At 44.2% G+C, this 18,001-nt stretch carries 10 protein-coding genes; 6 read left to right on the top strand and 4 right to left on the bottom strand.

All coding sequences use genetic code 11. The features are described from left to right. The first annotated feature begins 22 nt into the window (after positions 1–22). The 4 genes from B0O44_RS10510 to B0O44_RS10525 all read left to right on the top strand — a co-directional run bounded on the left by B0O44_RS10510 (position 23) and on the right by B0O44_RS10525 (position 7,600). Complete coding sequence (locus B0O44_RS10510) at positions 23–613, top strand: TlpA family protein disulfide reductase (RefSeq protein WP_110830016.1); 591 nt, start codon at positions 23–25, stop codon at positions 611–613. A gap of 81 nt (positions 614–694) precedes the next feature. Then, complete coding sequence (locus tag B0O44_RS10515) at positions 695–2,923, top strand: transferrin receptor-like dimerization domain-containing protein (RefSeq protein WP_110830018.1); 2,229 nt, start codon at positions 695–697, stop codon at positions 2,921–2,923. 39 nt (positions 2,924–2,962) lie between these two features. After that, the gene (locus B0O44_RS10520) at positions 2,963–6,088 is read left to right on the top strand and encodes a SusC/RagA family TonB-linked outer membrane protein (protein ID WP_110830020.1); all 3,126 of its coding nucleotides are present in this window, start codon (positions 2,963–2,965) and stop codon (positions 6,086–6,088) included. A gap of 21 nt (positions 6,089–6,109) precedes the next feature. Next, positions 6,110–7,600 carry a RagB/SusD family nutrient uptake outer membrane protein gene (locus tag B0O44_RS10525; RefSeq protein ID WP_110830444.1) on the top strand — a complete coding sequence of 497 codons (1,491 nt, stop codon included), beginning with the start codon at positions 6,110–6,112 and terminating at the stop codon, positions 7,598–7,600. Positions 7,601–7,619: 19 nt separating this feature from the next. Here the strand turns inward: B0O44_RS10525 and B0O44_RS10530 are convergent, their stop codons facing one another. Next, on the bottom strand, positions 7,620–9,971 hold the full coding sequence (locus B0O44_RS10530; RefSeq protein ID WP_110830021.1) for a mechanosensitive ion channel family protein: 2,352 nt from the start codon (positions 9,969–9,971) through the stop codon (positions 7,620–7,622). A gap of 75 nt (positions 9,972–10,046) precedes the next feature. Then, positions 10,047–10,532: an Lrp/AsnC family transcriptional regulator gene (locus B0O44_RS10535; RefSeq protein ID WP_110830023.1), complete on the bottom strand. Its 486-nt coding sequence runs from the start codon at positions 10,530–10,532 to the stop codon at positions 10,047–10,049. Positions 10,533–10,658: 126 nt separating this feature from the next. On the opposite strand from B0O44_RS10535, the gene B0O44_RS10540 reads away from it, so the two are divergent. After that, positions 10,659–12,014 (top strand): MFS transporter, encoded by a 1,356-nt coding sequence (locus tag B0O44_RS10540; RefSeq protein ID WP_110830026.1) that lies wholly within the window; start codon positions 10,659–10,661, stop codon positions 12,012–12,014. Between the two features lie 81 nt (positions 12,015–12,095). Here the strand turns inward: B0O44_RS10540 and B0O44_RS10545 are convergent, their stop codons facing one another. Both B0O44_RS10545 and B0O44_RS10550 read right to left on the bottom strand, forming a co-directional pair. Further along, the gene (locus B0O44_RS10545) at positions 12,096–13,520 is read right to left on the bottom strand and encodes a pyridoxal phosphate-dependent decarboxylase family protein (protein ID WP_110830446.1); all 1,425 of its coding nucleotides are present in this window, start codon (positions 13,518–13,520) and stop codon (positions 12,096–12,098) included. A gap of 86 nt (positions 13,521–13,606) precedes the next feature. Then, positions 13,607–14,953, bottom strand: a complete 1,347-nt coding sequence (locus B0O44_RS10550; RefSeq protein WP_110830028.1) for a murein hydrolase activator EnvC family protein — start codon at positions 14,951–14,953, stop codon at positions 13,607–13,609. 169 nt (positions 14,954–15,122) lie between these two features. Here B0O44_RS10550 and B0O44_RS10555 point away from each other — a divergent pair, with 169 nt between their 5' ends. Next, positions 15,123–17,996, top strand: coding sequence for a M16 family metallopeptidase (locus tag B0O44_RS10555; RefSeq protein ID WP_110830029.1), 2,874 nt, complete (start codon positions 15,123–15,125; stop codon positions 17,994–17,996). The last annotated feature ends 5 nt before the right edge of the window (positions 17,997–18,001 follow it).

Here is an 18,001-nt window from a genome sequence, read left to right on the forward strand (position 1 = left end):
TTATTCATTAAACCATACAGAAATGACCACAACCAACAAAACCACCAGTTTATTTTTAAAGCTCCTCTTGTTTTTTTCAGTGGCTGCCAATGCGCAGAACACGGTTAGTTCCAGTGCTGCTGTACCTGCTAAAGATGATGACAGAGGCTATATTGTCAAAGTCGGAGACCAGGCACCGGACCAATTTGAACTGGTGCTGGACAATGGAAAGAAAACCTCTTTAAAGCAGCTCAGGGGAAAAATTGTGATTCTGCAATTCACGGCCAGCTGGTGCGGCGTTTGCCGCAAAGAAATGCCACATCTGGAAACGGAAGTATGGCAGGCCTACAAAAACAAAAATGTAGTTTTAATCGGTGTTGACCGTGATGAACCTCTGGAAAAAGTACGAAAATTCGCCAAGGATATGAAAATTACCTATCCGCTGGCACTGGATCCGGGTGCAGACATTTTTGGCCTTTTTGCGTTGAAACAAAGCGGGGTCACCAGGAATGTGGTCATCGATCAGAAAGGAAAAATTGTTTACCTGACCCGCCTGTACAATACCGAGGAATTTAACCAGATGGTAAAGGTGATTGATGGATTGGCCATTGCAAAAGCATCTGCGTCGAAATAAAATAATCCCCTAAGACTTATTCTTTTTAAAGCTACTGAGGCCTTGTTAAGACCTCAGCAGGCTTTCTTATGCCCAAAAATCATGAATCAGAAACAAATTTTAACCAGGCTGGCGCTGTTTCCCTTACTCCTGGTTGCAACAGGGGCTGCCGGACAGTCAAAAGCCACTTACTCCTTTCAGAAAGAAGGGGCAAAAAATACAGCATTGGAAAGTCAGTTCGATGGGCAGCTCAGCAGCAGTCATATCGGACAGACCATTAAAGAATTATCGTCCAAACCCCATGAACTTGGCTCTGCCAATGGAAAGGCGGTAGCCGAGTCGATTCTTTCCCGCTTTAAAAGTTATGGCTGGGATGCACAAATTGAAACCTATTATGTGCTCTTTCCTACACCAAAAAACCGTTTACTGGAACTGACCTATCCCCATACCTATACCGCATTACTTAAAGAACCCCCGTTAAAAGAAGATGCAACATCCGCCCAGGAAGGCCAGCTACCCACTTATAATGCCTGGAGCGCTGATGGAGATGTAGAAGCTGAACTGGTGTATGTCAATTTCGGTTTGCCGGAAGACTACGAGCGGTTGGATAAGCTGGGCATCAGTGTGAAAGGGAAAATTGTGATTGCCAGATATGGACGGTCCTGGAGGGGAATTAAACCGAAAGTCGCCCAGGAGCACGGGGCCATCGGCTGTATCATTTATTCGGACCCTAAGGAAGATGGCTATTATCAGGGAGATGTTTATCCAAAGGGTGCTTTTAAAAATGAATATGGGGTACAACGGGGTTCGGTTATGGATATGGTTGTTTATCCCGGGGACCCGCTTACCCCGAACATTGGTGCGACTAAAAACGCAGAAAGAATCAGCAGGGCAGACGCAAAAAATCTGCTTAAAATTCCGGTGCTGCCCATTAGTTATCATGATGCACAGCCATTGCTTGCGGCCATTGAGGGACCTGTTGCACCAGAAGAATGGAGAGGCGCATTACCCATCACCTATCATATCGGACCAGGTAAGGCAAAGGTGCACCTTAATTTGTCTTTTGACTGGAAAACAGTACCTGCTTACAATGTAGTGGCTACGTTAAAGGGAAGTACCTGGCCTGAGGAATGGATTATCCGGGGCAATCATCACGATGCCTGGGTAAATGGTGCCGGAGACCCTATTAGTGGATTGGCGGCGGAGCTGGAAGAAGCGAAAGCCATTGGTGTTCTGGTTAAAAATGGTTACAAACCAAAACGCACCCTGAAATATATTGCCTGGGATGGGGAAGAACCCTCTCTTTTGGGATCAACAGAATGGGCAGAACATCATGCTCCAGAGCTACAGCAAAAAGCAGTAGTTTATATTAATTCTGATGGAAATGGACGTGGATTTTTAGAAGCGGGAGGCTCCCATGCACTAAGCAACCTGATTGCAGAAGTCGCAAAAGATGTAAAGGACCCTCAAACCGGGGTGAGTATTTACGAACGGAAAAGGGCCGGGGAAATTGCAAAAGCAAGCGCCAAAGCAAAAGCCGAACTGCTGAAAAAAGATGAATTTTCTTTAGGAGCTTTGGGCACCGGGTCAGATTATTCTGCTTTTTTGCAGCATTTAGGTATTCCTTCACTGAACCTTGGTTTTGGCGGGGAAGACAGTGGAGGGGAATACCATTCCATATATGACTCTTACGATGACTATTCCCGTTTTAAAGATCCGGGCTTTTCTTACGGACAAAGTTTATCGCAAACTGCCGGAAGAGTAGTTTTGCGTTTAGCCGATGCGGCCATATTGCCTTTCGATTTTCGTTCACTGAAAAAAACAGCCGACACTTATGTAAAAGAAGTGGTCAGTTTGAATGAACAATTACAGGAAAACAGGTCATTGGAAAACCAGCTTCTGAAAAACCGGATTACTGAACTGGCCAGCGATCCTCAAAAACCTTATCAGGCCGCTCAGCCTAAACCCGAGGTTCCAAAACTCGATTTTACGCCACTTCAAAATGCTTTGAAGGCCTTGGGCCTGGTGACCGATGAACTGGCGTCGAAGCAAAATGGATTAGACAAAACTAAAGCCGGGCTGTTGAATACGGCTTTATACCGGGCAGAACAGCAGTTGCTGCTTAGTGATGGTTTGCCCAAAAGACCCTGGTACAAGCACAGCCTTTACGCACCTGGCTTTTATACAGGTTATGGGGTGAAAACTTTACCCGGCATCAGGGAAGCCCTGGAGCAGGGCAACTGGACAGAAGCCAGCCAGCAAATTACTGCCGTAACAGGTCAAATCGAGCAATTGACTAGTTTTTTGCAAAAAACAACGAACAAACTTTAAGGCCATCAAGGCTATATACATTTAAATTTTAAAGAGATAATGAAAATTTTACTATCAGTTTTTGTGTTTATTATAGGTTTTCAGACCGTAACAGCACAGGAAAAAAGGGTAAGTGGTGTCGTCACACAAGCATCTGACGGCATTCCGCTACCGGGCGTAAGTGTCTTTTTTAAAGGCAGTAAAAAAGGAACTTTTACAGATGTGAACGGGCGCTATAGCCTGCGGGTTCCACAAGGGGAAAATACACTGACCTTTACTTTTGTGGGGTATGAAAGTAAAGAAGCCGAGGTAAAGACAGAGATTCTGAACGTAAAGCTGTCTTCTTCTTCCAAGTCCCTGAATGAGGTTTTGGTGGTGGCCTATGGAACGGCAAATAAGGGTACTTTTACGGGATCAGTTTCTACGCTTTCTGCAAAGGATATAGAAAAATCATCTGTGTCGAGCATCAGCAGGGTTTTACAAGGAAATGTACCCGGCGTGCAGTCCGTCGCACCCGCCGGACAACCCGGAAGTGATGCCAGTATCCGGATCAGGGGCATTGGGTCCATAAATGCCTCCAATGAACCTCTGTATGTTGTAGATGGTATCCCTTATACAGGAAGCATCAATGCGATCAATGCTTCGGATGTCCAATCCATTTCGGTTTTAAAGGATGCAGCTGCCAGTGCTTTGTACGGTTCAAGGGGCGCTAATGGGGTAATCATCATCACCACCAAGCAGGGGAACCTGAATGCCAAGCCCGTTTTAACCTTAAACCTGGTTTCCGGGGTGTCTTCCAGAGCGGTCAAAGATTATGATAAGGTAAACAGCTCGCAGTATTTTGAGCTGACCTGGGAGGCCTTGCGAAACAAACAGCTGGATTTGGGTAAAACGGCGGCTGTAGCTGCCCAGTATGCCACTGATAATGTGGTCAATTCTTTGAAAGTCAATCCATTTGGTGCTGCTAATCCTAATCCTGTGGGGCTGGATGGAAAATTATTGCCTGGTCTGCAACCCCTTTGGGAAGACGACTGGGGTAAATCGGTCGAAAGGACAGGCTTTCGTCAGCAGGCCAACCTGAGCATCAGCGGGGGTGGGGCAGATTCCAAATATTTTGTCTCGGGCGGGTACCTGAACGATAAAGGTTTTATCATTGGATCTGATTTTACCAGCTATAATGCCCGTTTAAATTACAACAGCAAAATCAACAACTGGTTTGAAGCAGGGGTAAACCTGGGTGCCAGCAGTACTTCACAAAATGCACCCCCCCAGTCGGACAGTCAACAGGGAAATTACGCCAATTTTGGCCGGCTGGTGTCTAGTATCTATCCGGTGTATGTCCGCAATACCGATGGTTCTTTCCAATATGACAGTAACGGACAAAAAATATTTGATTTTGGAAATTACCGTCCAAGTGCTGCAGCCACAGGAAACAACCTGCTTGGTTCTTCCAAGCTGAATAAATATAACAACAAACAGGACAATCTGATTTTCAGGGCCAATACCCAGATCAGTTTATTGCCAGGATTAAAAATAAAAAGCAGTATCAATGCCGATTACAGCAATACCAATACCTTTAACTACAGTAACCCTTTATATGGTGGTAGTGTAAGTACCAATGGATCGGTGAGCAAAGGCTCTAACCGCACCGTGGCCTATACCTATAACAACTTTGCAGATTATACCCTTCAGTTTGGGAAAAATCGCTTAAATGTCCTGGCGGGACAGGAGGTTTACATCCTAAACTATTCTGATGTTTCGGGAAGCAAAAGCAATTTTGGTTTCCTGGGCGTGGAACAGCCTGCTGCAGCTTCCCTGATTACCGGTTTTAACGGCTCAGCGGACAATTATAAGTTATCGAGCTTTTTAAGTAAAGCGGAGTACGAGTACGACGGAAGGTATTTCCTGACTGGAAGTTTCAGAAGAGATGGTTCTTCCCGTTTTTCACCTTCTTCGCGTTGGGGCAATTTCTGGTCTGTGGGGGCTTCCTGGAACATCAGTACTGAAGAGTTTCTTAAAAACACCAGCTGGCTTAACTTCCTGAAACTGCGTGCCAGTTATGGCGCGCAGGGGAATGATAACCTGGGCAGCTATTACCAGTACCAGGCCTTGTATTCCATTTACAACAGTTTAAACAATGCAGGGCTGATCAGCTCCACTTTGCCAACCCCAAATTTAAAATGGGAAACCAATTTGAACCTGAATATTGGACTGGATTATGCGGTTCTGGACAACCGGATCAAGGGCTCCTTTGAATATTACATCAGACGTTCAAAAGACCTGCTTTTCCAATTGCCTTTGGCGCCTTCTCAGGGTTTTAGTTCCATCAACAGCAATACCGGTTCCCTGCGTAACAATGGTTTTGATGTGAACCTGGAATTGGTCCCTGTGGTTAATGAGCGTTTCAAATGGACCTTTGGTATCAATGCAGGGCATTATAAAAATGTAATTACCTCTTTACCGGTACCTTCTATTATTGTTGCAAATTCCTCGGTCATTGGCCCAACCAAACAACTTGCTGTTGGCAGGTCTGTTAATGAATTTTATATCCGGGAATGGGCTGGTGTAGATCAGACCACGGGTTTGCCTTTATGGTATAAAAATGTTTACGGTACAGATGCGCAAGGAAAGCAGGTCATTACAGGAAGAACCACCACGAGTGTATTTGCCAATGCAGACCAGTACTATCAGGGCAGCTCCCTGCCGGTACTGACCGGAGGGATTTCCAATAATTTCCGGTATCAGCAGTTTGAACTTTCTTTTTTACTGGCTTATAACCTGGGCGGTAAAATTTTGGATTATGACCAGATTATGCTGGAAAGTAATGGTAACGCACCTGGCAGACCTTTAAGTACAGACCTGCTGAGACGCTGGACACCTCAGAACACCAATACAGATGTGCCGCGTTTAAGTACAGATGCGACCAATTGGAACAGCACCTCGACCCGCTTTTTATACAGTGCGACCTATGCAAGGTTAAAAAATGTCAATTTCAGTTATACCCTTCCGCAAACTTTCAGGGATAAGCTGCGTCTGCAGAATGCCCGTGTCTTTTTACGCGGTGAAAACCTGCTGACCTTTTATGGACATAAAGGAATGGATCCCGAGCAGGCCGTTGATGGGGTAACCTTTTACCGCTATCCGGCCCAGCGGACAATTTCCATAGGTCTTGATGTCTCTTTTTAAATGAATTTTAAGAATAATGTTATGAAAACTATTAAATCTGCAATACTAAGCCTGTTTTCTGTACTGCTATTGTTCAGCAGCTGTAAGAAGGAATTTTTTGATACATCACCCTCGGGAAGCCTGACCGACGACCAGGTCTATTCTTCGACCAGTAATATTGATGCCCTGGTGAACGGAACGATCCGCTACCTGATGGAAAATGCAACTTCTCAGGACAACCCTGGGTACGGCGCCATTTTGCTTTCACAGGAAGCGATGGGCAACGATGCGGTGTTAAGGGATGGCGTATATGGTTATTATGCCACCTACAGTTTTACTGATCCTTTTGACAATACCACCCGCAGGGCTTTGTTTTTTTGGACATTGCAATATAAAGTGATCGATAACTGCAATAACATTATTGCAAAAGTAGATGCAGCCGCGGGACCGGATGCAGATAAAAAATACCTGAAGGGGCAGGCCCTGGCTTTAAGGGGTTTTGTATACCTGAACCTGATCCGCCAGTATCAGTTTACTTATGCAAAGGACAAGGGAGCAAAAGGGGTACCTTTATATACTGAGCCTACAACATCCGGCAGCACACCTAAAGCCAGGGCAAGTGTAGAGCAGGTTTATAACCAGGTGCTGGCCGATCTTAAACAAGCGGAAACCTTATTGAACGGTTACAAAAGACCGTCGAAAGACCGCCCGGATCAAAGCGTTGTCAGGGGACTGCTGGCACGCACTTATCTGACCATGGAAAACTGGGACCAGGCCGCGGCTTATGCTGCACTGGCCAGAACGGCTTACCCAATTATGACCCCAACGGATTACCTGGCCGGTTTTAATGATGTCAGTAATGTAGAGTGGCTTTGGGGACACCCTCAAACCTCTACCCAGAACCTGGGCGGTGCCTCCTTTTTTGCTTACATTGATGTTACACCAGCGACAGGTTACCGGAGCGTGATGGCAGATCCTAATTTCAGAAAATTGTTTGAGGATAAAGATGTACGGAAAAGTCTGTTCAGCCCCGTCACAGATACCACAAATGCCCTGGTTGGCTGGTTAAAATACACGAAATTTGTCAATAAGGCCGATCAGTCGGGACATATCCCTTTAATGCGTTCTTCAGAACTGGCTTTAATACAGGCCGAAAGTAATGCCCGTCAGGGAAAACTGCCCGATGCGATCAACGCGCTGAATGAGGTGAGGCTAAAAAGGGGACTAGTGGGGTTAACGCCGGATGCTTATACGCCGGCAAGTCTGACAGAAGAAGTTTTACTGGAGCGTCGCAGGGAATTGTGGGGAGAAGGCTTCCAGCTCCCGGACCTGCTGCGCCTACAACGTTCTGTGGTCCGCAAGGCTTCTACAGAAGTATTGGAAATCAGGCGCAGTAACGGAACCATTAAAACCATTCCTTTAAAAGGGCATTTGCAGCTGAATTTTCCCGATAAAAGTAATTTTGTGGCCAATAGCCCATATTACCTGTTTTCTATCCCGATAAATGAACTGAACAACAACCCTCAATTGTAAATAGTTTGCAGATCCGGCTTTAATTCAGGGGCCGGATCTGTAATTGTATTCCGGCATCAGAAAGGGCTTTTTTGGTATCTGTCATCGCAGAGGAGCGTGCACCACCCGCCACGCCTAAGTCTGCCACCCAGACCAGAATACGTATACTGATCGCATATTCCCCAAAATCCTGTATAATAATAACCGGAGCAGGGTTTTGGAGGATATTTTCATTCTGTTTGAGTTTTTCTGCAATGATCTCCCTGGCCTGGTCCAGGTCTGTACTATAGGGTACCCCAATCATAAACTCCACTCTTTTACTCCGGTCCTGCATGGTCCAGTTGATCAGGTGCTGGGAAAGCAGGTCTCCATTAGGAACAATAATATCGGCCCCCTCTGCATTGTGTATTTTGCTGGACCGTACACCAATTTCCTTTACTGTACCGGATTTGTTTCCAATTTCAATCTGGTCCCCAATCTGTATGGGTCTTTCAAATGCCAGTATTACACCTGAAACCAGGTTGTTTACAATGTTTTGCAAACCAAAACCAATACCTACGCCCAATGCACCCAGCATAATAGACAGTTTATCTATAGGAATGCCTGCTGCTGCAACAGCAATCAAAAAGCCGACTGTCCAGATGGCCAGCCGGATCAGCAGCATCATGGAATTCAGGCTGCTGCGTTTGCCCCCGGCGGTGGCTTTTTCATGACCGAAAAAGAAGCTGATAAAGCTGGAAATAAGAGAGGAAAACCAAATGATACAAAAGAAAATGGCAATACTGGCAAAGGTAAACTGGTAACTCCCTATACTTCTGGGCTCATGAAAGAACAAATCGGTTACCTTCATCAGCACATCATAAAGGGTCAGGTTACGGATCAGTCCTATAGCCCAGACTATACAGGCCAGTATCCAAAGGTTTCGAAGAAAACGATGTTGTAACTCCCTGTAGTTGATAAAGTCAGAAAAGCGGCTTTCGTGGTAAGCTTCTGTTTGCAGGTATATGGCCTCGAGCACCATGGTACAGAATACTTTAAGTGAAATACCCAGCATGAGGCATTGTATGGCACTGACCCCAAATATTTTTGCAAGGGCAAGGCAACCGCCAAGGTTAAACAAAATGGAAAGAATGACCTGGGCCAGGGTGAAAATGATGAGCATTTTTGCGGCTGGTGATTCCTCTATGTGTCTGAAAAAAGAAAGCCTGGTCCTGAGCATTTTGATGCAAAGCAATAGCAATAAAATACCGGCTATAAACAGTCCCCAGCGTTCTCCGAATGCCGTATCTAAAAGAACATCATCAATGGCGTAAAATAGCCATAACAGTAATAATGCAATCCAAACAGGCCGGGAAGAACGGTTTAAAAATGGAAGCAGCAGAAAGGCAATTGCCGCCATACGGAAGGCTTCGGTCAGGTGCAGAAAAGACATAGGTGGATTGGCAAAGAATAAAGGAGCATAGGTGAAAAAACCAGCTAAAGAACCGATTAACACACTTCTTCTTAAAAAGTGCACTTGCTGCAATACGCTTTTTGAATTGTCTTGTTTGCGGACCCTGCGCATATTGGACATGAGCCAGGTGGTAATAAAAATGAAGGTCAGCAGGGCCAGGGTCACCAGATGCATTTTTCCACCCAAAAAGATAGAGATGATTTTAAAGGAGCGCTGAATTCCGGAAACGATAATTTCGGCATAGCTTTGCTGGAACTGGCTTGCTTTGACCTTAAAAAGGGGTGGTTCCTCTCCTGAAAACATATCAATTTTTTTGGAGATGGACAGGTAACTCATGTCAGAGGAAAGGTCGTGCAGCTGCAGCAGGTCAACAGAAAGCCTGTTGCGAAGTAAATTTACCTTGGAGAGCATTTGTCTTTGCAGCGTATCCAGGGATCTTCCTTCATTGAGCAGGTCATGGAGCTGATCGTTAAGGACGGAATCAGGAATGAGTACATTCAAGTCCGGATCACCCAGAATTTTTTTGATCTCTACATTGCTTTTGGTCAGCTGGTCATTATAAGTCGTGAGGATTTTTTTATAAACATTGAGGTTGTCCGATTGTTCCTGAAGCAGAATTACTGCACTGTTTAAACTGCGCAGGTTCATTTTTTTGCCTTGCTGCTCAAACTTTAGTTTAAAAGCTTTAAGTTTTTTCTCTATTCCGGGAAGGGTATCTTCTATAGAACTGAAATCAAAGCCTCTTTTAAGAACAAAATTATTTTTGTCTATGGTAATGGTATAATTTTCAACCTTATTTACCAAAAGTGGGATTTCGGCTTCGGTGGCAACGTGACGTTGTTTTTGCGCTTTGGCAATCTGCTGGGCAAAAACATTTTGTAAACAGAACAGCAGGCAGGCCAGCAACAGCCAGCGTAATTTTTTTGGATAAAAAGCCATTAAACGTATATAAGTTGTATATATAAATATAAGAATTTTAGCGTTTAGCAGTATTTATGCCAAATTCCTTCGATATCAGATGAGCAAATGGGTTTCTTTGAGACTGGCCATCACAAAAATGCTTTTGGTTTGTCCTATGCCTGGAACTTCGCCTAATTTGTTTAAACAAAACAGATGATAACTTTCCATGCTTTCTACCACAATTTTTAGCATAAAGTCGAAGTCACCCGATATGTTATAACACTCGGTTACTTCTGTAAACTGAAGTACAGCATTTAGAAATTCCCCTGCCGTTTTCTTATTACTTTCTCTAAGTGAAATCTGGCAAATGACCATAATGCCCTTGTTGATTTTTTCCGGATCCAGAATAGCCGCATATTGTTTAATCACGCCGGTTTTTTCCAAACGCTTGATCCTTTCGTGTGTCGGGGTAGGGCTCAGGTGTACTTCTGCAGCAATTTCACGGATGGTCAGTTTGGCATTTTTTTGCAGGAGTTTCAGGATCTCATAATCTTTGGCATCCAGGCTAATGGATTTGGATTGTTCTGCTGTACTGTTCATTGTTGGTGTAAAATATGTATTTTGTTCTGTAAATATCTATTAATTTAGTGATTTGTTCTAAATAAATAAGATTAATTTTATTAAATGTACTATTAATTACCTTTGTGCAGAAAAATTGTCTAATTTATGACCAGAAAGAAAAACATCATCCTTATTATTGCCTCCATAGGTATCTTCGTTGAAGCACTGGACATTGCCATCATCAATTTGGCAGTACCCTCTGTGCAAAGCCATTATGGCTTAAGCAGCGATACCGTTCAGTGGCTGCAGACTTTATATGTACTGCTTTATGGTGGTTTTTTGATTATTGGTGGTAAACTTTCTGATGTAAAGGGCCGAAAAACCATTTTTATTACTGGTGCGGTATTATTTCTGCTCACTTCGCTGGGGGCCGGTTTTTCACCGACCTTTGGTATCCTGGCTTTTTTTAGGGCCATTCAGGGCTTGGCAGCTGCATTGATTATGCCAGCGGCATTATCGATCGTGACACATACGTTTACCGAAACCCGTGAAAGGGGTAAGGCGATTGCAATTTTTAGTTCTTTTGCGGCTATTGGTTCGGGCAGTGGTTTATCGATTGGAGGTTTGATTGCAACGTACTGGGGCTGGCAGTGGGTGTTTTTGATTAATGTTCCGGTTTTATTAATCGTTATCCTGATTGCCTGGGTGTATCTGGATGCGGATGTGAAACCGGCAGTAAAGCAAAAACCCGATGTGATTTCTGGTTTGGTACTGGTTGCATGTCTTTTGATGTTAAGTTATGGGGTGCATGAACTGGGTAGCATCTCTGAGCATTATCTGATGTTATTGGCCTTGTTTGCTGCGGTTGGTTTGGGTTTGATTTTTCTAAAAAAGAGACTGGCCGCTGAGAAGGAACCTTTGGTAGACCTGAACTTATTGCGCTTGCCTTCCATTGTCATGGGGATGGGTGCTTTTCTGTTGCTTGGTGCCTTTTTTACAGGTTTTTTATTTGTACTGTCGCTGGTGCTTCAAAAAGACATGCACTTTAGTGCGGCAAAGGCAGGTTTACTGCTAGTGCCTTTTAGTATTTTATCGGCATTGGTGGCCAAGTTTTTATTGCCGGGCATTATGAAAAGACTGAGTATTAAACAAACTGGAATTCTTGGAATGTGCTTAATGGTTTTGGGAGGGATTTTACTTACTTATTCTATGATGTCAGATCATTATCTGCCATTAATCTTACTAGCGGTTGCCTGTGTAAATGGTTTAGGGATGACCATTTGTTATACCAGTTTCTCTGTGTTATCGGTGCATGGCATTCCGTCCGAGCATTATGGAGTGGCTTCGAGTGTAGCCAATACGACATACTTTTTAGGTGGGGGGCTTGGATTGTCTGTTCTTTCCTTATTCTTACAGCAAGGCGGATCGGGGAATTCGGTCAGCACACTTTCTGCAGTCGTATTGTGTTTATATGCCTGTATTGGTTTGGCCTGGTTATTCATAAAAAAACTGGATCATTAAAAAAAGACCTTATTCCTCGCTGCGGCAAATCTGAAGGGCGATTTGAATCACAGCTCGGCACAAGATCTTTTTTTAAAGAAATTATTCAGGGAATTCTGAAGTCTGCTGAAGGGTCTTTTTCAATTCTTCTATGCCTTCGGTTACATCTTGTTCTGTGGTTCTCCAGTTTACAAATGCAGCCCTTAAGCAGGGTTGACCATTGTATACCGTTGGACTGAGAAACAATTTGCCGCTTTGATTTAGTTTAAGCCAAACCTGATCGAGAAAAGCTTTGGGCTCTGCCTGATCTTTAACTGTAAAGCACACAATATTTAAGCGTACCGAGGCAGCCAATACAAAAGGGCTGGTTTGTTCCAGTAAATGGGCAAAGAGGCGAGCGTGCTCCAGGTTATTTTCCACAATCGATTCATAACCTTTTTTGCCGTAGGCTTTTAAAGTGAACCAGGCAGGCAGTGCTCTTAAACGGCGTGAATTTTCGGGCCCGAAATTGAGATAACTAAAATTGCTTTCCGGATCGCCCAGATAAGGGGCATTGCTGTTTTGGAAAGTAGCCATTTGCAGTTTGCTGTGTTTTTTATGAATCAGATAAATGGCACTGTCATAAGGCACGTTCATCCATTTGTGACAGTCAACGGTAATGCTGTCGGCCTGTTCCCAGCCTTTTAGTAAATATTTACTTTTTTCAGAGCAGGCAGCAAAACCACCAAAGGCGGCATCGATGTGCCAGAAAAAAGGGAAATCCTTTTGCAATGCGGCAATGGCCTCCATGTCATCAAAATCGGCTGTGTTAACGGTTCCGGCACTGCTGACCACCAATAAGGGAAATTCCTGGTATTCCTGGATACATGCTTTGAGGTCTTCTATATCCATTGCCTCACGGTTGCCCGGAAGTGTTTTAACAGGAATAATGTTACTGCTGCCTATACCCAGCATAGAAAGGGATTTCAGGGTAGAGGAATGTGGCATAGCAGAAAGGACCTTTATGGTGGTTTGCAAACCTGTTCTGGCAATGTCATTTCCTTTTTGCAGGCCCCCCCATTGGCGGCCAACCGCCAGGCAAGTGAAATTGGCCATTGTGGCTCCGCTCACAAAACCTCCGTTAAAGGCATCTGGCAGGCCAAAGAGTTCTTTCATCCAACCGATGGTTTCAATTTCGATCCGGGCAGAAAGGTCGCCATTTCCGGAAAGTCCTTGTGGGTTCTGGTCAAAGACGGTACTCAGCCAGTCGGCAGCAATGGCCGCAGGGGTAGTGCCCCCGGTTACAAAACCCCAGTATTTTGGTCCCGAAGAGGCCACAATATGTGCCCCATGTGTGCGGTAAAATGATTCCAACGTATTTTCCAGACCTTTTCCTTCTGTTTCCAGCGAACTGGTTTCTATTTTGACCGGAGTAGTATTGCTGGTCTGGGTTTCTCCCAAACTGCTTAAATAGTGCAGGGCTTTTTCACTGGTCAGGCTGAGCAGTGTCTGGATATGGTCGAGATCGTGTTGCAGGGCTATGTACATAATGAATGGGTTGAACTCAAAGATGCCCATTCATTTGCTCAGTTCTGTCTGTGTCGGGTAAAAATGAAGGATTTAAACCTCCATTTTTACCTTGAAATCCAGCCAGCCGGATTTTGTGCTGAAATGCCTCTGAAGATCTGGAATTGCAGTTCCGGTGAGCCGGAGGAAGACATGGTTCCGATGGTTTGTTTTGTGGAAACGGTTTCTCCGGGAGAAACAGATACCGAGTGCAGGTTCTGGTATACCGTAAAATACTCTCCATGTTTGATCAGTACAAAATAACTGCCCATGGCAGGTCTTACGGTGGTTACTTTTCCACTGAATACCGCACGGACAGCGGCACCAGGTGCAGTAGTAATGGTAATCCCGCTATTGTCGTAGGTAGCTTGTCCCTGTTTATGTCTTCCAAATCCCTCTGTAATGGATCCGCTGGCCACCGGCCATGGAAGTGAACCTCTGTTGTTTTGGAAAGCCGAAGACAGTTTTGCCGATTCAGGTGTAGCTGTTAATGGGTTTCCTGCTACTTTTTCTGGTTCTGCTTCCGGTTCCTTTACTTTTGGAGCCTTTGGAACAGGTTTATTTTCTGCGCGGGCTTTGGCCTGGGCCCTCGCTAAAGCTGCTGCTTCGGCTTTTGCTTTAGCCAGTGCTGCCGCCCTGGCCCTTGCAGCTTCCAGCCTCGCTTTTTCCAGGGCTTTTCTTCTGGCGATTTCAATTTCTCTTCGGATCGCATCTTTAATGCTTCTGTCTATAGCCGCCCGTTGTTTCATTCTGGAAGCCAGGTCCTGTTTGTATTGCTTTTCCTGTTTGCTAATTTTATTCAGCGCTTCGGCCTGTTGCGTTTTATCTTTGGCAAGTTTGTGCTGCTCATTTTCCTGTTCGGCCAGCAGACTGCTTTTTTCCTTTAAGTTTTTATCCAGAACAACAATTTTCTCATTGAGGTTCTGTTCTTTTCCCATAATAAAATTTGCCTGTTTTTTGCGATACTGACTAAATTCCTGAAGGTACTTAACACGTTTATAGGCCTGATAAAAATCTTTAGAAGCGAAAACAAACATCATTTTTTCATAGCCATTGCGGTTTTTCTGGGCAAAGCGCACCATTGCAGCATATTGTTTTTTTAACTGAGCGAGCTGCTCCTTTAGCGAAAGTACGGTGTTCTTATTCTCCGTGATCTGACTGTCCAGTCGTTTCATCTCCGTATTGATGACGGCAATTTTGTCCTCCATGAGGGTTATTTTTGCCGTCAGGGCATTGATCTGGCTTTGGGTCAGTTTCTTGCTTTTGGAAGTCTGGTTAAGGCCTTTTTGCAGCAGATCAATTTCTCTCTGCAAAGCTTGTTTCTTTTTTTTCAGTTCCGCGCTGCTTTGTTGGGCAGTTGCCTGAAGGGTAAAGATGGCCAGAAAAAATAACAATAGGTATTTGTATCGCTTCATTGCCTCAAATCTATGAAATTTAAACAGGCTCTTAAAGCCTGTTTAAATTTATGTTGGAAAAATAGTCCTGAGGATATTTTAAATAGTTTAACGGAGAATATTTAACAGAATATTACCCTGTCAATTGATTAATTGCAGATATTCACAGGATTAAAACTTATTCTTTCTTATGATCCATCATAAACATAAAATTTTCCTGGTGGCCCTTGCGCTTGGACTTTGCCAGTACTTGCCTGGCCAGTCTCAGGTTAAAAGCGCAGCACCACATGTTAAAAACACTAAAACCCAGCAAAATGTAGATGCTGCCTTGCCTTTGAACCCGGCAGTGCGTACAGGAAAACTGGCAAATGGTTTTACTTATTACATACAAAAAAATAAAGAACCCAAGGACCGTGTAGTGCTGTACCTTGCCAATAAGGTAGGCTCTATTCTGGAAAACGATGAGCAACAGGGCCTGGCTCATTTTATGGAGCACATGAGTTTTAACGGGACAAAACATTTTCCGAAAAATGAACTGGTTAATTATCTGCAGAAATCGGGGGTGCGTTTTGGGGCAGACATTAATGCCTATACCAGTTTTGATGAAACGGTGTACCAATTGCCACTGCCAACAGATAAACCAGAAATTTTAAAAAACGGTTTACAGATTATGCGCGACTGGGCGCAGGAGGCAAGCCTGGACCCTGAGGAGATCAATAAGGAACGTGGGGTAGTCCTGGAAGAAAAACGTTTGGGAAAAGGGGCTTCCGAACGGATGCAAAGGCAATTTCTACCCATGATCCTGAACAATTCCAGGTATGCTTCCCGTTTGCCTATTGGAAAAGAGGAGGTATTGCTGAACTTTAAACCTGAAGCAATTAAAAGTTATTACAAGGACTGGTACAGACCAAATTTGCAGGCCCTGATTGTGGTAGGTGATATCAATGTGGCAGAAATAGAACAAATGATCCGGGCCAAGTTCTCAGACCTGAAAAATCCACTGAATGAAAAAGTAAGGACCAAATATAGCATTCCGCTTAGTGGAAAGAACCAGTTTATATCGGTAACGGATCCCGAAATGACAGCAACGGTATTACAGGTGATGATCAAACATCGTGAACCTGAATTGAAAACGGAAAGGGATTACCGGGCTTCCCTGGTCCGGGGATTGTTTAACCAGATGCTCAGTGACCGCTATACCGAATTATCCAGGCAGGCTGACCCGCCTTTTATACAGGGAGGAGCTTCCATTAGTGGTTTACTTGGTGGTCTGAATAGCTATGGTGCTACGGTAGTGGCCAAACCCGGAGAACTGGAAAAAGGTTTCAAAGCCCTTTGGAGGGAAACACGCCGGGTAGAAAAATTTGGTTTTACGGCCACTGAACTGGGCAGGGCCAAACAGAATTACCTGAGCAGTATGGAGGCTGCCCTGAAAGAAAGGGATAAAACGCCATCTGAAAACTATGTGCAGGAGTATCTTCAATATTTCTTAAACCAAACGGCTGCACCAGGTATTGTAAAAGAAAATGAACTGGTTGTCCGGCTGTTGCCTGGTATTTCCCTACCAGAACTCAATGCGCTTAGTGCAGAATACATTAAAGACAGCAACCGGGATATTGTACTGATGGCACCAGAAAAGGATAAAGCCACATTGCCAGACCAGGCAAAGGTACTTGGCTGGCTGGAAAGTGTAAACCAGGAACCCATGGAAGCCTTTAAAGATGAGGTCAGTAAATTGCCATTGCTGGCTGTTATACCTAAAGCCGAAAAGATTTTTAAAGTGGAAAAAGACGACAAACTTGGCTTGCAAATTCTTAAGCTGAGCAATGGAGCTACAGTACTGCTTAAAAAAACAAATTTTAAAAATAACCAGATCCTGTTTAGCGCTTATGCAGAGGGTGGTTCTTCTTTATATACCGACGCCGATTTTCAAAGTGCCAATAATGCAGCCGGAGTAGTGGCCTCGGGAGGGGTGGGCAATTACAACGCCACGCAACTGGATAAATTCCTATCGGACAAACAAGTTGGACTTGGACCTTATATCGGTGACAGAAGCCAGGGATTGAGTGGCAGTTCGACATCAAAAGATCTGGAAACAGCCTTTAAACTGATTTATGGTTATTTTACAGAACCGCGTAAAGATGGGGACATTTTCAAAGGACTTATTGCCAATGCGAAAGCAGGCCTGGCCAATAGGGCAGATGATCCGGGAAAAGTGTTTAGTGATACGGTCAATGCCGTTTTAGGAAATTACAGTATCCGGCGTACGGGGCCAAGTATTGAAAAAATTGATCAGATCAGCCTGGACCGTTCTTTTGAAATTTATAAAGAAAGATTTGCCAATGCCTCTGCCTTCACTTTTTTCTTTGTAGGCAGTATAGAGGAAGAAAAAATTTTACCGCTGATTGAAAAATACCTCGCTTCTTTACCTGCAAATGGGGCAAAAACAGAAGCTAAAGATTTGAACATTCATATTCCTGCGGGTAAAATAACCAAAACTGTTTATAAAGGCACTGAGCAGAAGGCAACCGTCAGGCTGGTTTTTTCCGGTCCTTATGAGTATAGTTATGAAAACAACCTGAAAATGGACGCCTTAAAAGAAGTATTGGAAATCCGTCTGCTGGAAAGGTTGCGTGAACAGGAAAGCGGGGTATATTCTCCGGGTGCCTCCATTAGTGTAACCAAATATCCAAAGGAACGTTTTAGTTTAACCATTTCTTTTGGTTGTGCTCCCGAAAATACAGACCGCTTAATTGCTTCTGCAGTAGACGAGATCAATAAGCTAAAAAATGCAGGTCCCTTGCAGCAGAATATTGATAAATTTAAGGCAGAGGATAAAAGATCCAGAGAAGTAGAACTGAAAACGAATGATTTCTGGTTGGGCTATCTGGTTGGCCAGTATGCCAACAAGGAAAAATTAAGTCAACTGGATAACTACGATGCTGCTTTAAATAAAATTACCGTTTCCAGTCTGAAAGAAACGGCGAATAAATTTATAAAAGACGACAATTACATCCGTTTGGTCTTATTGCCTCAGCAGGGCCAAAAAGCCGCAGGCAAATAGTACCG

Source organism: Pedobacter nutrimenti (assembly GCF_003208655.1).
Lineage (GTDB): Bacteria > Bacteroidota > Bacteroidia > Sphingobacteriales > Sphingobacteriaceae > Pedobacter > Pedobacter nutrimenti.